General features: G+C 68.0%; 15 protein-coding genes. 5 read left to right on the forward strand and 10 right to left on the reverse strand.

Annotation, left to right across the window (positions count from 1 at the left end; genetic code table 11):
* Window positions 1-19: 19 nt before the first annotated feature.
* The 3 genes from GO488_RS13340 to ilvA are packed head-to-tail and all read right to left on the reverse strand — an operon-like array spanning window position 20 to window position 1,848.
* Window positions 20-223 (reverse strand): DUF7981 family protein, encoded by a 204-nt coding sequence (locus GO488_RS13340; RefSeq protein WP_162318317.1) that lies wholly within the window; start codon window positions 221-223, stop codon window positions 20-22.
* Entirely contained in the window at window positions 223-600 is a 378-nt protein-coding gene (locus GO488_RS13345; protein ID WP_162318318.1) for a Rid family detoxifying hydrolase, read from the reverse strand. The genes GO488_RS13340 and GO488_RS13345 overlap by 1 nt, the downstream gene beginning before the upstream one ends.
* Window positions 601-636: 36 nt before the next feature.
* Window positions 637-1,848, reverse strand: coding sequence for a threonine ammonia-lyase (gene ilvA / locus GO488_RS13350; protein ID WP_162318319.1), 1,212 nt, complete (start codon window positions 1,846-1,848; stop codon window positions 637-639).
* Window positions 1,849-2,141: 293 nt separating this feature from the next.
* Here ilvA and GO488_RS13355 point away from each other — a divergent pair, with 293 nt between their 5' ends.
* Window positions 2,142-3,776 (forward strand): potassium channel family protein, encoded by a 1,635-nt coding sequence (locus GO488_RS13355; RefSeq protein ID WP_162318320.1) that lies wholly within the window; start codon window positions 2,142-2,144, stop codon window positions 3,774-3,776.
* Window positions 3,777-3,851: 75 nt separating this feature from the next.
* Here GO488_RS13355 and citZ read toward each other — a convergent pair whose 3' ends face one another.
* Window positions 3,852-4,997 carry a citrate synthase gene (gene citZ, locus GO488_RS13360; protein WP_162318321.1) on the reverse strand — a complete coding sequence of 382 codons (1,146 nt, stop codon included), beginning with the start codon at window positions 4,995-4,997 and terminating at the stop codon, window positions 3,852-3,854.
* Window positions 4,998-5,229: 232 nt separating this feature from the next.
* Here citZ and GO488_RS13365 point away from each other — a divergent pair, with 232 nt between their 5' ends.
* On the forward strand, window positions 5,230-6,450 hold the full coding sequence (locus GO488_RS13365; protein ID WP_162318322.1) for a potassium channel family protein: 1,221 nt from the start codon (window positions 5,230-5,232) through the stop codon (window positions 6,448-6,450).
* Here GO488_RS13365 and GO488_RS13370 read toward each other — a convergent pair.
* Window positions 6,447-6,698 (reverse strand): DUF7536 family protein, encoded by a 252-nt coding sequence (locus GO488_RS13370; RefSeq protein WP_422111221.1) that lies wholly within the window; start codon window positions 6,696-6,698, stop codon window positions 6,447-6,449. The genes GO488_RS13365 and GO488_RS13370 overlap by 4 nt on opposite strands.
* Window positions 6,699-6,800: 102 nt before the next feature.
* Here GO488_RS13370 and GO488_RS13375 point away from each other — a divergent pair, with 102 nt between their 5' ends.
* The gene (locus tag GO488_RS13375) at window positions 6,801-7,757 is read left to right on the forward strand and encodes a succinylglutamate desuccinylase/aspartoacylase family protein (protein WP_162318323.1); all 957 of its coding nucleotides are present in this window, start codon (window positions 6,801-6,803) and stop codon (window positions 7,755-7,757) included.
* A 147-nt stretch (window positions 7,758-7,904) separates the two neighbouring features.
* On the opposite strand, the gene GO488_RS13380 is transcribed toward GO488_RS13375, so the two are convergent.
* Window positions 7,905-8,345 (reverse strand): hypothetical protein, encoded by a 441-nt coding sequence (locus GO488_RS13380; RefSeq protein WP_162318324.1) that lies wholly within the window; start codon window positions 8,343-8,345, stop codon window positions 7,905-7,907.
* Window positions 8,346-8,433: 88 nt separating this feature from the next.
* Here GO488_RS13380 and GO488_RS13385 point away from each other — a divergent pair, with 88 nt between their 5' ends.
* A complete protein-coding gene (locus tag GO488_RS13385; RefSeq protein ID WP_162318325.1) occupies window positions 8,434-9,522 on the forward strand; it encodes a pyridoxal-phosphate dependent enzyme in 1,089 nt (362 codons plus the stop codon).
* On the opposite strand, the gene GO488_RS13390 is transcribed toward GO488_RS13385, so the two are convergent.
* From GO488_RS13390 to GO488_RS13405, 4 genes are all read right to left on the reverse strand, one after another.
* On the reverse strand, window positions 9,519-9,722 hold the full coding sequence (locus GO488_RS13390) for a hypothetical protein (protein ID WP_162318326.1): 204 nt from the start codon (window positions 9,720-9,722) through the stop codon (window positions 9,519-9,521). The two genes, GO488_RS13385 and GO488_RS13390, sit on opposite strands and share 4 nt — an antisense overlap.
* Before the next feature lie 56 nt (window positions 9,723-9,778).
* Window positions 9,779-9,994 carry a DUF7511 domain-containing protein gene (locus GO488_RS13395; RefSeq protein WP_162318327.1) on the reverse strand — a complete coding sequence of 72 codons (216 nt, stop codon included), beginning with the start codon at window positions 9,992-9,994 and terminating at the stop codon, window positions 9,779-9,781.
* A gap of 485 nt (window positions 9,995-10,479) precedes the next feature.
* Window positions 10,480-11,613 (reverse strand): thiolase family protein, encoded by a 1,134-nt coding sequence (locus GO488_RS13400; protein ID WP_162318328.1) that lies wholly within the window; start codon window positions 11,611-11,613, stop codon window positions 10,480-10,482.
* 123 nt (window positions 11,614-11,736) lie between these two features.
* Window positions 11,737-12,219, reverse strand: coding sequence for a pyridoxamine 5'-phosphate oxidase family protein (locus GO488_RS13405; protein WP_162318329.1), 483 nt, complete (start codon window positions 12,217-12,219; stop codon window positions 11,737-11,739).
* 94 nt (window positions 12,220-12,313) lie between these two features.
* On the opposite strand from GO488_RS13405, the gene GO488_RS13410 reads away from it, so the two are divergent.
* A complete protein-coding gene (locus tag GO488_RS13410) occupies window positions 12,314-13,693 on the forward strand; it encodes an ATP-binding protein (protein WP_162318330.1) in 1,380 nt (459 codons plus the stop codon).
* Window positions 13,694-13,709 lie beyond the last annotated feature (16 nt).

A 13,709-nucleotide genomic window follows, 5' to 3' on the forward strand; every position in this document is an offset into this window, starting at 1 on the left:
ATTGTGCGGGGTCGGTCGGTTAAGGGCTTTCGTTTCCGGGCAGGCCGCCGCCCGCTGCGTAGGTGAGCGCGGCCGCGCCCGCGGCGACGACGAGGGCGACGCCGAACTTCACGGGCGTCGAAATGGGGACGCTGGCGAACAACTGGTAGCCCTGAATGAGGACGAGATAGGCGAGGCCGCCGACGACGCCCCACAGCAGGCTCGATTTGAGTTTCGGGTCCATCAGACTGTGGCGACCGCCTCGACCTCGACGGCCGCGCCCTTCGGGAGCGCGTCGACGCCGACCGCCGAACGGGCGGGCGGGTCCTCGTCGAAGAACGTCCGATAGGTGTCGTTCATCTCGTCGAAGTCGTCGATGTCGTCGAGGTAGACGGTCACCTTCAGCGCGTCGGTCATCTCGGCGCCGGCCTCCGCCAGGACGGCTTCGAGGTTTGCCAGCGCCTGCTCGGTCTGTTCGGCGACCGGCGCGTCGGCGCGCAGCTCACCGTCGGGCGTGAGCGGGATCTGGCCGGCGGTGAAGACGAGGTCCTCGGTCGCCGTCGCCTGACTGTACGCGCCGACGGCGGCGGGCGCGTCGTCGGTGTGGACAGTGCGTTTCATATCCGAACGCCGCCCGCCTCCCGTATAAACCCGGCTCTATACGAGCACCTCGACCTCGTAACCGCGCTCCCGGAGCGCCGCGAGGAGTTCCTCGACGTGGTCCGGGCCGCGGGTCTCCAAGTCCAGTTCAACCTCGGCGTCGTTCATGGCCACGTCGCGGTTGGTCCGGTCGTGTTCGATGCCGTAGATGTTGGTCTGCTGCGCCGAGAGCACCTCGACGAGTTCCTCCAGCGCGCCGGGGCGGTCCTTCAGCACCGTCCGGAGTTTGACGTAGCGGCCCGTCTCGACGAGGCCGCGCATGACGACGTTCGTGAGCGTGTTCAGGTCGATGTTTCCCCCACACAGCGCCGGGACGATCGTCTCGTCGTCGGCGTAGTCGAACTTCTCCTCGGTGACGGCGGCCAGCGCGACGGCCCCGGCCCCCTCCGCGAGCGTCTTCGAGCGTTCGAGCAGCGTCGTCAGCGCGACCGCGATCTCGGGGTCCGAGACGGTCACCACCTCGTCGACGCGCTCCTCGATGACCGCGAAGGTCCGCTCGCCGACGGTCCGGGTGGCGATGCCGTCGGCGATGGTCTCGACGCCCTCGCGTTCGATGCGGTGGCCCTTTTCGAGTGACTCGGCGACGCTCGACGCGCCTTCGGCCTGCACGCCGACGACGCGGATGTCCTCGTCTTTCCCCTTCAGCGCCGTGGCGATGCCGCTGATGAGGCCGCCGCCGCCGATGGGGACGACGACCGTCTCGACGCTCGGGAGGTCCTCGTAGATCTCGAGGCCGATGGTCCCCTGCCCGGCCATGACGTAGTCGTCGTCGAAGGCGTGGACGTAGGTCCGCCCCTCCTCGCGTTCGATCTCGTGGGCTCTCTCGGCGGCCTCGTCGTAGTCCTCGCCGTGGAGGACGACCCGCCCCCCGTAGCTCCGCGTGGCCTTCACCTTCGAGATGGGCGCGTGCTCGGGCATCACGATGGTCGAGTCGACGCCGATTCGAGTCGCGGCGAGGGCGACGCCCTGCGCGTGGTTGCCGGCGCTGGCCGTGACGACGCCGTTCTCGCGCTCCTCGGGCGAGAGCGTGGCGATGCGGTTGGTCGCGCCGCGGATCTTGAACGAGCCGGTGCGCTGGAACAGTTCGAGCTTCAGGTGGACGTCCGCGTCGGTCATCGCGGAGAAGGTGTGCGAGTAGTCGAGCGGCGTGTGCCGGGCCGTCTCGGCGACCCGGTCGCGGGCCGCGAGCACATCCTCGAACGAGAGCATGGCCCGGCCTACTCGCCGCGGCGTGTTATAGCCGGGGGCGGCGACGCCGCTGGTCGGGTAGCGACCGGAAAACTCGGGGGAGAGCGTGTGACTGCAATCGAACTGACCGTCTGTACTGACTTAAACACCGCCATATCGGAGTGAAAGTGTAACCGCAAGACGAGAGCGCCGCGAGATCGTCGTCAGCCGCGCGGCTGACGCGCGTCGTCTCGACAGATATTGGCGCGAGAAGGAGTGGCAAACGACTCTCTCGGCAGAACTGTTTTACAAGCGCTCCGTGAGGTATCGGATAGATGGACACCTGGCAGCGGCGCACGCTGTTGTACGTCATCGGCCTCGCCGGGGTCATTCTCGCGTTCACGTTCGGCTACGACTACGGCATGGGGGCGTTCGAGAACGAACCGCGGGAGTTCCTCCACGCGCTGCAGGTCGTCGTCGAGACGTTCACCACGACCGGTTACGGGTCTGATGCCCCGTGGGAGAGCGACCTGATGCGCGTGTTCGTCATCGTGATGGACGTCACCGGCGTCGTCCTCATCTTCCTCGCGCTTCCCGTCCTGATGTTCCCGCTGTTCGAGGAGGCGATGAAGACGAAGGCACCGACCACCGTCGAGCGTGACCTCTCGGACCACGTCGTCATCTGTCACTTCACGCCGCGCGGCGAGACGCTCGTCGCCGAACTGGAGTCGTGGGACGTCGACTACGTCGTCGTCGAGCCCGACCGCGACCGGGCCAACGAGCTGTACGACGAGGGCTACCACGCGATCCACGCCGACCCCCAGTCCGTCGAGGGACTGGAGAAGGCGAAACTCGCCGACGCGCGGGCGCTCGTCGCCGACGCCTCCGACCAAGTGAACACGAGTATCGTTCTCACCGCCCGCGAGGTGGACGAACACGTCCGCACCGTCAGCGTCGTCGAGGAGCCCGACCGTGCGAAGTACCACGACCTCGCAGGGGCCGACGCCGTCCTCTCGCCGCGGGGCCTGCTGGGCGAGAGCCTCGCCAGTAAGGTCACGACCGGCGTCTCGGCGACGCTGGGCGAGGAGTTCGAACTCGGCGAGGACTTCGACATCGCCGAACTCCCCATCCACCGCGGAAGCGACCTCGTCGGCCTGACGCTGGCCGAGAGCGGCATCCGCGAGGAGACCGGCGTCAACGTCATCGGCGCGTGGTTCCACGGCGAGTTCGTCAGCCCGCCCTCGCCCGACGCCGAACTCACCGGCAGTACGGTCCTGCTGGCGTCGGGGACCGCCGCACAGCTCGAAGCTCTCAAGTCGAAGACCCTCTCCAGCGTCCGGGGCTTCCGCCGCGGTCAGACCGTCGTCGTCGGCTACGGCGAAGTGGGCGAGACCATCGCCGGCGGCCTCGACAGCGCGAACGTTCCGTACACGGTCATCGACAGGGCCGAGAAGCCTGGCGTCGACGTGATCGGCGACGCCACCGAGCCCGAGGACCTCGAAGCCGCCGGCGTCGCCGACGCTCGCACCGTCATCCTCGCGCTCTCGGACGACACCGACACCGAGTTCGCCACGCTGGTCATCCGCGACCTGAACCCCGACGTGGAGATCATCGCCCGCGCCGAGGAGACCGAGAACGTCCAGAAGATGTACCGCGCGGGCGCGGACTACGTCCTCTCGCTGGCGACGGTCAGCGGTCGGATGCTGGCCTCCACCATCCTAGAGGATGAGGACGTCATCTCCATGGACCAGCAAGTCGAGATCGTCCGCACCGACGTCGGCAGCCTCGCCGGGCAGACGCTCGGCGAGGCCGACGTGCGCTCGAAGACGGGCTGTACGGTCGTCGCCGTCGAACGCAACGGGACGGTCTTGACGGACCTCGGTCCCGACGTGGAAGTGCGCTACGGCGACAAGCTCGTCATCGCCGGGACCGACGCCGGCGTCGACCGTTTCACCGACCTGTTCGAGTAGCGAGTACTCGCGGCGCATCTCGTAGCTGCCGACTGCCGCGGCGGCTGCGACGAAAGGGGAAAAGTCGGTACTGACTTACCGCTCTTCGATCGGCACGAACTCCGTCTCCTCGGGGCTCGGGCCGGTGTAGCGGGCGCGCGGCCGGATCAGCCGGTTGTCCTCGATGTACTCGATGACGTGGGCGACCCAGCCGCCGACGCGGGACATGGCGAAGATGGGCGTGAAGATGTCGATGGGGATGCCCATCTGGTAGTACGTCGAGGCAGAGTAGAAGTCGACGTTCGGGGCCAGCCCCTTCTCCTCTTGCATGTACTCCTCGATGGTCGTGGACATCTCGTACCACTTCACCGACCCGGCGGCCTCGCCGAGCTCCTTCGAGCGCTCGCCGAGGATCTTCGCGCGCGGGTCCTTGACGTCGTAGACGCGGTGGCCGAACCCGGAGACGCGACGGCCGCCGTCCAGCGCGTTCTTGACCCATTCGAGCGGGTCGCGCTCGGCGTCGTCGACCTCCTTGAGCATCTCCATGACGTCCTGGTTCGCGCCGCCGTGGAGCGGCCCCTTCAGGGTGCCGATCGCGGCGGTGACGGAGCTGTGGAGGTCCGAGAGCGTCGAGGCCGTGACCATCGCGGAGAACGTCGAGGCGTTGAGGCCGTGGTCGGCGTGGAGGACGAGCGCCTGGTCGAAGACGTCCGCCGCCACGTCGTCGGGCTCCTCGCCGTTGAGCATGTAGAGGAAGTTCGCGGCGTGGCCGAGGTCCTCGCGCGGTTCGATTGGGTCCTCGCCGTCGCGGATGCGAGTGAAGGCGGCGACGAGCGTCGGGACCTTCGCGGTGATGCGCCGTCCGGTGGCGAGGTTGACCGCCTCGTCGGTCGGGTCCGCGTCCTCCGGCGCGGGGTCGTACGCCGAGAGCATCGACACCGCGGTCCGGAGCGCGGCCATCGGGTTCTCGTCGCTCTCGGCCATCGCGCGGACGGTGGTGAGGACGTCGTCGTCGACCTCGCGCTCGCTCGCCATCTCCGATTCGAACTCCTCCAGTTCCGAAGCGTTCGGCAGGTGGCCGTACCAGAGCAGATACAGCACCTCTTCGTAGCTGGCACCGGTAGCGAGGTCCTCGATGGTGTATCCCCGATAGACGAGTTTGCCCGCGTCACCGTCGATAACGCTCAACGAAGATTCGGCGACGAGGACACCCTCTAACCCTTTCTTGAGGTCTTCGGACATACCCCAATGGTTCCCGACCTGCCGGGAAAAGCATTTTCTTTCCGGGCGTCTGTGTCCGGCCGTTGGCGGGCCGTAACTGGACGTTCAGTCACAAATCCCAGTATCTGCGAGACGGTCACCTCGATATCCGCCTCGAATCGACTGTCCGTCCGTTCGGTACCGCCATCGTTCCGTGGGAACGATAGCCACGGGACGGCGAACCCTTTTGAGAGGCGGTGCCAAATCGGGAGGCATGGAGCCGACGGGGACCGTCGAGTACGAGCCGGTGAGCGTCAAGGCGGTGCTAGCGGAGATGAAAGACACCGCCGAGTTGCTCATCGACCTCTCGTACTCGGCGGTGCTGCTCGGCAGCGACGACGTCGCCGCCGAGGTGCTGGAGCTGGAGGCGAAGATGGACGTCCTGCAGATGCGCGCCCGGATGAGCCTGCTGATGGCCTGTCGCTCGACGGACGACGCCGAGGCGCTCGCGCCCGTCCTCGGCATGGTCGGGGCCGCGGAGAAGATCAGCGACGCCGCCGGCGACATCGCGAAGGTCGTCTTAGAGGACATCGGGCTGCCGGAGGCGATGCGGGCGACGCTCCCCGAGGCCATGGAGACGCTCGTCCGGGCGACGATAGCGCCCGACTCGCAGTTGGCGGGAAAGACGCTGGGCGACCTGAATCTCGAAACCGAGACCGGCGTCCGCGCGATCGCGGTCCGGCGGCAGGGTAACTGGCTGCTCAACCCCGACCGCGAGACGCGCCTCGAAGCCGACGACGTGGTCCTCTTTCGCGGCCCCGACGACGGCGTCAGCGAGGTGTACGCCGACGCCACCGGGACGGCGTACGAACCGCCGGAACCGCCCGAGGGCGAGGGGCAAGACCTCGAGCGCGCGGTCGACTCCATCGTCCTGATGAAGGACATGGGCGAGCTCGCGGTGGACCTCGCCTACGGCGCGGTGCTGTTCGACAGCGACGAGGTCGCGGAGGAGGTCGTCGAACTCGAGGCCGAGGTCGACGCGCTCCAGTCACGCTTCGAGGCGTGGACGCTGCGCGCGGCCGCGGACATGGACGATCCGGTCTCGCTCCGGGGCCTCGTCCAGCTCGCCCAGTCGACGGAGGTCATCTCCGACGCCGCCCTCGAGATCAGCGAGGGCGTCCTCCGCGGTCTCTCGGCGCACCCGGTCGTCGCGGAAGCCGTCCGCGAGTCCGACGAGATACTCGTCCGGGCCACCGTCGCCGAGTCGAGCGCCCTCGCCAAGACGACCATCGGCGACGCCGCCGTCAAGACCGAGACCGGGATGCGCATCATCGCCGTCCGGCGGGCCGAAGGCGAGAGCGACCGCACCGGCCGCGAAGGGGGCGCGTGGGTCGTCTCACCCGGCCCGGAGACGCCGCTCCGGGTCGGTGACGTCCTCCTCGCGAAGGGGACTCGCTCCGGGGCCGAGCGGTTCGCCGAACTCGCCGAGAGTTAGCGCCGAGCGAACCTGACCGCCGAGACGGCGGTGAAGACGGCCGTCAGCAGACCGCCCAGCGAGACGAGCAGGACGAACGCCAGCGCGGCGTAGAGGAACGTCGGTCGTCCGGTTCCGGGCAGGACGAACAGGGCGACGACGGCCGCCGTCACCAGCGTCGCCACGCCGAACCCGAGTTTCGCGTTCCGCGGGACGTCGAGCGCCGCGGCCATCGCCGCCGCCTCGCTCTGTTGCTCGCGCTCTGACACGCGAGACGGTTGGGGTCGCTCGCTCAAGATACCGTCGGTCCGACGGCAGGGACGGCCGGGAAACCGAACCGGTAAAAGCGAACGACCCGAACACGGCGCGTAATGGTAACTTTCGGTACGGCGAGTGCCGCCCCCGGAGAGATAGACACGGGGCGGTTGGAGGTCGGCGAATCCCGCGACGGCAGTCCGGTGGGGCTCCCGGTCGCCGTCGTCAACGGGGCCGGCGACGGGAAGACGCTCTACATGCAGGCCGCAAGCGACGGCGACGAACTCAACGGCGTCGGGGTCGTCCAGCAGGTCCTCCCGCAACTGGACCCCGCCGAGCTGTCGGGGACGATTCTCGTCTGTGGCATCGTCAACTACCACGCCTTCCAGGTCGCCGAACACCGCAACCCCATCGACGACACGAAGATGAACCGGGCCTACCCCGGCGACGCCGCGGGCACGTCCAGCGAGCGCATCGCCGCCGCGACCTACGACGCCGCGGTGGGTGCCGACCTCGTCTTGGACCTCCACCAGGGCTCGACGTCGCGGATGCTCGACGAGTGTCGGGTCCGCTGTGGCACCCGCCACCGCCTCCACGAGGAGTGCCTGGAGCTGGCGAAGGTCTTCGGCTGCGGGTACATCCTCGACCAGAAGGGACCGGACGGCCAGTTGGCCCGCGCCGCCCCCGACGAGGGCGTCCCGACCATCGATCCCGAGCTCGGCGGCTGCGTCGGCTGGGACGAGGAGTCCATCCAGACCGGCGTCGAGGGCGTGTTCAACGTCCTCACCCACTACGGCTTCCTGAACAACACGCTGAGCGAACGGCCCCAGACCCGCGCGACCGGCTTCGAGCAGTACGGCTCGCCCAACGGCGGGCTCGTCGACTTCGCGGTCGACCTCGGGGACCGCGTCTCCCGCGGCCAGACTCTCTTCGAAGTGACCAGCGTGTTCGGCCAGACCAAGGCCGAAGTCACCGCCGACTCGCCGGGGATCTTCTGGCGCTCGCGCCGCCTCCCGCAGGTCGCCACCGGCGAGTACGTCTGCTCGGTCGGGACGAACCTCGACACCGTCTGAAAGACCACCTTTTTCGCCCAAGGGTTCGCGCTCGCCCACGGCGAGCGCTCAACCTTGGGCCAAAAATCTGGACCAAAAAGACCGAGCGCTCGCGATGTTCGCGCTCGGCGAAACCGCGGCCTCCGGCCGCGGTATGCTCTCTGCCAGTCACGGCGTCTTGGTCGTGGTATCCGGAGAAGGGGTCGGATACCCCTCCGACGGCGTGACCTCTATGTCGATTTCCGTTTCGTCGGCGATCACGGAGCCGTCGGTCAGATACACGACCTCTATACGGTTTTGCCAGCGGTGTTTCGTCGTCGCCACGTACTCACCGTCAACGGTGATGTGCAGCAAGAACGGATACGGCCAGTCCGATTGAGGCAGGAAATCGGTGAGTTCTCCCCGCGAGTCGGCTTCGACCGTGACCGTCCCCTCCTTCGTATCGCCACCATCGTCCATCGTAACAGCGAACTCGTGTGTCGCGTCATCCCAGTTCCCGATCACTACGTCGCCGTCCGACTCCAGAAGAGCCTGTCCACAGCCCGCGAGTGTGCCCATCCCGAAAGTAGAGGCGGTACAGAGGAGTTGTCGCCGGGTGGGACCAACCATATTTTCCGAACAGTCGATATCAGAATAAGTCTTGTGTGCAACCGTTTCAGCCACCACCTTCTGGTAGTCGGCCGCTCACACTCGACGTATGCGAGAATGCGAGGCCTGCGGTCGGGCGTATCCCCGCGACCGGCCGTGGCGATGTGAGTGCGGGCACGCGCTGGACTACGCCGAGCGGCCGCTCCCCGACGGCGAACCGCCGAATTTCGACCGCGACGAGGGGATATGGGCGTTCGAGTCGTTCCTGCCGATGGAGACGCGAGTGACGTTGGGCGAGGGGTGGACGCCGCTGGTCGACGCGCCCGAGTGGGACGCGACGTTCAAACTGGACTTCCTGCACCCGACGGGGAGCTTCAAGGACCGCGGTGCGGCGGCGGTGGTCGCGGAGGCGCTGGCCGTGGGGGCCGACCGGATACTCGAAGACTCCTCGGGCAACGCCGGTCTGGCGGTGGCGAGTTACGCCGCGCGGGCGGGCGTCGACGCCGAGATCTACGTCCCCGCCGACGCCAAGGCCGAGAAGCGCCGACGCATCGAGCGGACCGGCGCGGACGTGGTGGCCGTCGACGGCGACCGACAGGCGGTGACCGACGCCTGCATCGAGGCCGTCGAGGCGGGCGAGGGGTGGTACGCCAGCCACGCGTGGAACCCGGCGTTCTTCGCGGGGACGGCGACGGTGGCCTACGAACTCGCCGCCCAGCGGGGCTGGACCGCGCCGGACGCGCTCCTCACGCCACTCGGTCACGGCACGCTGTTTCTGGGCGCGTATCGCGGGTTCCGCGCGCTCGAAGCGGCGGGCTGGATAGACGAGCTCCCGAAGCTACTGGGCGCGCAGGCCGCCGGCGCGAGCCCCATCGCCGACGACCGACACGGCGGTGGAAACGCGGAAAGCGGGGGAGCAGGAGCGCCGAGCGAGACGAACGACCTCGCCGACGGCATCCAGATTCGAAATCCCGCGCGCGGCGATCAGATTCGGGCGGCCATCGACGCCACCGATGGGGACGCGGTCGCCGTGAGCGAGGCGGCGACGCGGGCGGCCCACGACCGGCTCTCGGCGAGCGGGTTCCACGTCGAGCCGACCTGCGCGACCGCGACGGCGGCGCTCTCGGCGTACCGCGACCGCGGCGTCCTCGCTCCCGACGACGACGTGGTCGTCGCGCTCACCGGTCGGAACGCCTAGCGCCACAGCGTCAGCGAGACCGGGACGTCGGCGTCGACGGAGAACCACTGGCTGTCGACCTCCGCCGGGTCCACGTCGTCGGCGTAGCAGATGTAGCGCTCGGCCCCGTCGGAGCGCGTCCGCACCACCGCCGGCAACACCCCCTCGTCGGGGTCGGGCGACGGCGTGCCGCCGGTCGGCGACCAGTGGTCCGTTCCCATGCCGGGGAGATGACCCAGCGACGGTATTGTTACGGGTCCGTTATCGAAAGAAGGGATTACCGAACCGACTCCAGATCGACGAGCGAATCGGCCGGGACCGACAGCCACCGCGTGGCGACCTCGGGCCCGGGTCGATCCGCCGGATACAGTATCGCCCGTTTCCCGCCGTCTGCGGACGGTTCCAACTCGGCGACCAGCGACGTCTCCGCGAACTCGTCCTGTGGGAGCGGTGGCGACGCCCCGCCCTCGCCCAGTCGCCGTTCGCTGCTCATACCCCTCGCTAATCGGTCGATACGCCTTGTTATACGCTACATAACCGCATGGAGCGTGCGAAGTTGGCGACTCCTACTCCGGTTCTCAGCGGCGAGTAGGGCCGGTACGTGATGCATTACCGCGACGTCGACGGCCGGTAAACGGCCGCTACGTTCTCACTCCGGCCGGCGGAATTCGATGGCTGCGCCGCTGCCACCTTTTTCTTCGCTGGGCGCGCTTACTTCGTTCGCGCACCTCGCCTCGAAAAACGTCCTCAGAAGTCGAAGACTTCTGATGGGTGGTTCGAGAGAGCTACGCTCTCTCGTCATCTGCTCACGGGCGGCGACGCCGCCCGTTCGCAGGTTCGTGGGACTCGTAGAGTCCCCCGCTCATCACGAAAGGCACAGAGCGCCTTTCGGACGACTGCATCAGAGCTCTGCTCTGATGAACGTGGGCGAAAGAGGCTGCCACTCGTTTCACTCGTGGCCAGTCGGTGACGATATCGTTACGGCCGGTGGAACTCGATCGCCGCGCCCTGGCCGAATCCGACGCATTCCGTCGCCAGCCCGAGTTCGGCGTCCCGGCGGTTCATCTCGTGGACGAGCGTCACCGGGAGGCGCGCGCCGGAGGCACCGAGCGGGTGGCCGATGGCGATCGCACCGCCGTTGACGTTGTAGATCTCGTCGTCGAAGCCGAGTTCGTCCCGGCAGTAGAGACACTGGGAGGCGAAGGCCTCGTTCAGTTCGACGAGGTCGTACTCGTCGGTGTCGCGGCCGGTCCGCTCGGCGAGCCCGCGGACCGCGGGGACCGGGCCGACGCCCATCACCGTCGGGTCGACACCGGCGACCTCGTGTGCGCCGATCTCGGCCAGGATATCGAGGTCGCGCTCCTCTGCGAACTCGCGGGAGGTGACCATCAGCCCGGCCGCGCCGTCGGAGACCTGCGAGGCGTTGCCCGGCGTGACCGACCCGTCGGACTTGAACACCGTCGGCAGGCCCGACAGCGTCTCCATGTCGGTGTCGCGGCGGATGCCCTCGTCCTCCTCGACGCGGCCCTCCTCGGTCTCGATGGAGACGAGTTCGTCGTCGAAGCGGCCCGAGTCGGTGGCGTCGGCGGCCCGCTGGTGACTTCGCAGGGCGTACTCGTCCTGCGCCTCGCGCGAGATGTCGTGTTCCTCGGCGACCTTCTCGGCGGTCATCCCCATCTGGAGCTCGCCGATGTTGTACTCCTCCGCGAGACGCGGGTGGACGTTGTGGGTGTTCTCGCCCATCGGGACGCGGGACATCGACTCGACGCCGCCCGCGATGAGCACGTCTCGCTGGCCCGCCGCGATGGCGTCCGCGGCCCGCATCAACGCCTCCGCCGAGGAGGCACACCAGCGGTTGATCGTCGAGGCCGGGACGCTCTCGCCGAGGTCCGAGAGCAGGGCGACGACGCGGGCCACGTTGTTGCCCTGTTCGCCGCGCTGCTGGGCACAGCCCCACAGCAGATCGTCCACGTCGTCGCTCTCGATACCCGTGCTGGCGAGCAGCTGGTTGACGAGCGGGATCGAGAGGTCCTCGCTGCGGACGCCGGCGAGCGCGCCGTCTTCTTTCCCCTGCGGTGTGCGGACCGCGTCCACGATGACCGGTGTTGCCATGGACGGCCCAAGGAGAGGAGTTGTGTTAAAAGCTCACAAACTCCGAACCGCGGAGCGGGAGTTGTCTCGGCCCGCGGCGGCCGGCCGGGGTCGCGCCGCCGTTCTCGCTCGCGCGGTTCAGGGTCACTCGCCCGTTCCGGCCACGTCGAAGCCCGGCGGCAGTCCCGTGTGCTTGATACCCGTCCGCTCGTCGATGTCGAACCGATAGACGACCACCTCCTCGGACTCCATCGCCGCCTCGAACACCTCGGGCCGCCACACGCCCTGCAGGACGTCCGCGAGTTCGTCCCACTCAGCCTCGGGGACTCGGGAGACGGTCCCGGTGAGGATGAGGCTCTCCCAGTTGAACACCGACTGGGCGGAGTACGTGAGAAAGCGGACCGTCTCGGCGGCTTCGATCAGCGTTCGCTTCCTGCTGTCGGGACCGCCGACGAACGTGAAGTACAGCGCCGACTCGCCGTCGTAGCCGAACGAGATCGGCACGATATAGGGGGCCTCCGTCGCCGGGAGGCCGAGGACGCCCATCCGCTGGTTCGAGAGGAAGTTCCGCATCTCCTCGTCGGTCATGTGTTCCAGCCCGTACTCCCGCATCGCCTCAACTGTCATATGGTTAAAACTTCTCGGCGCGGGCGCATAAGCGTTCGCCGGGGCGGCGCAGGTTCGAGTCACTTATCCCCGTCGCGGGGCAACGTGAGTGGGAATGAGCAACCCGGAACTGGACGTCGTCGAGTTCCTGTTGACGACCGACGTATACAGCGAGCGACGGGACCTCGACCCGGATGACCTACCGCCGGCCTATCGGACGGTCTTCTGGAGCGAGGGCGACATCGAGCGACCGCTGTCCGCGACCAACACCACCGCCAGCGAAGCCACCGGCGTCGAACGACCGTGGGCCGCCGTCTCCGGCCTGATGTTCACCGACCGCGACGACTTCTCGGGCACGATCTCCTTCACCGACCGAGAGCTGGCCGAGGAGTGGTTCCTCGAGCGGGCCGACGCCGAGCAGATACGGGCCAACCCCGTGCTGGCGGCGGCCTACGCGGACCGCTACGACGGCGTGGACTACGAGACCGCCCGCGCCCGCAACCGCCCCTCGCGGGCCGACCGCGCGTTCATCGACGCGAGGCTCGAAGAGGCCTTCGACAGCGACGACGAGGACGACGAGGAGATGCTGGACCTCGTGGACGTGCGCGCGCCCGCCGAGGTGGAGACGACCCTCGACGACCTCGTGTTGACCCCCGACCAGGAGGGGGAGATCCAGAAGATCGTCAAGGCCATCGAACACCGCGACTACCTCGCCCAGATCGGCTTACGCGAGATCGGGAAACTGCTGTTCGTCGGCCCGCCGGGGACCGGCAAGACCAGCGTCGCGCGGGCGCTGGCCCACGACCTCGACCTCCCGTTCGTCGAGGTGAAGCTGTCGATGATCACGAGCCAGTACCTCGGCGAGACGGCCAAGAACGTCGAGAAAGTGTTCGAAGTGGCCCGGCGGCTCTCGCCGTGCATCCTCTTCATGGACGAGTTCGACTTCGTCGCGAAGACCCGCTCGTCGGACGAGCACGCCGCCATCAAGCGCGCGGTCAACACCCTGCTCAAGAGCATCGACGAGATCTCGCTCATCCAGCACGAGGTGTTGCTCATCGGCGCGACCAACCACCCCGACCAGCTCGACGCCGCGGCGTGGCGGCGCTTCGACGAGATCGTCAACTTCCCGAAACCGGACCACGGCATGCGAGCGGACATCCTCCGCATCGTCACCCGCGAGATGGACATCGTCGACTTCGACCCGGCGACGCTGGCCGACCTCACCGAGGGGCTGACCGGGAGCGACCTCCGGATGGTGCTCCGGGAAGCGGTGCTGGAAGCGCTGACCGAGGAGCGGACGACGCTCACCCAGCAGGACTTGGAGGACGCTATCGCCGAGTTCGAGGAGCGCGACAATCTGAAGAACATGGACATGATCGACGGGGACCACGACGCGCTCGTCGCCGGCGGCGACTTCTCGGGCGACGGCGACAGCGCCGACGCCGCCTCCGACGGCGGACACGACCACGCGCACGACCACGAACACGACCACTGACTGCGGGTTTCTACCG

This window comes from Haloarcula limicola, from assembly GCF_010119205.1.
GTDB classification, from domain to species: Archaea; Halobacteriota; Halobacteria; order Halobacteriales; family Haloarculaceae; genus Haloarcula; species Haloarcula limicola.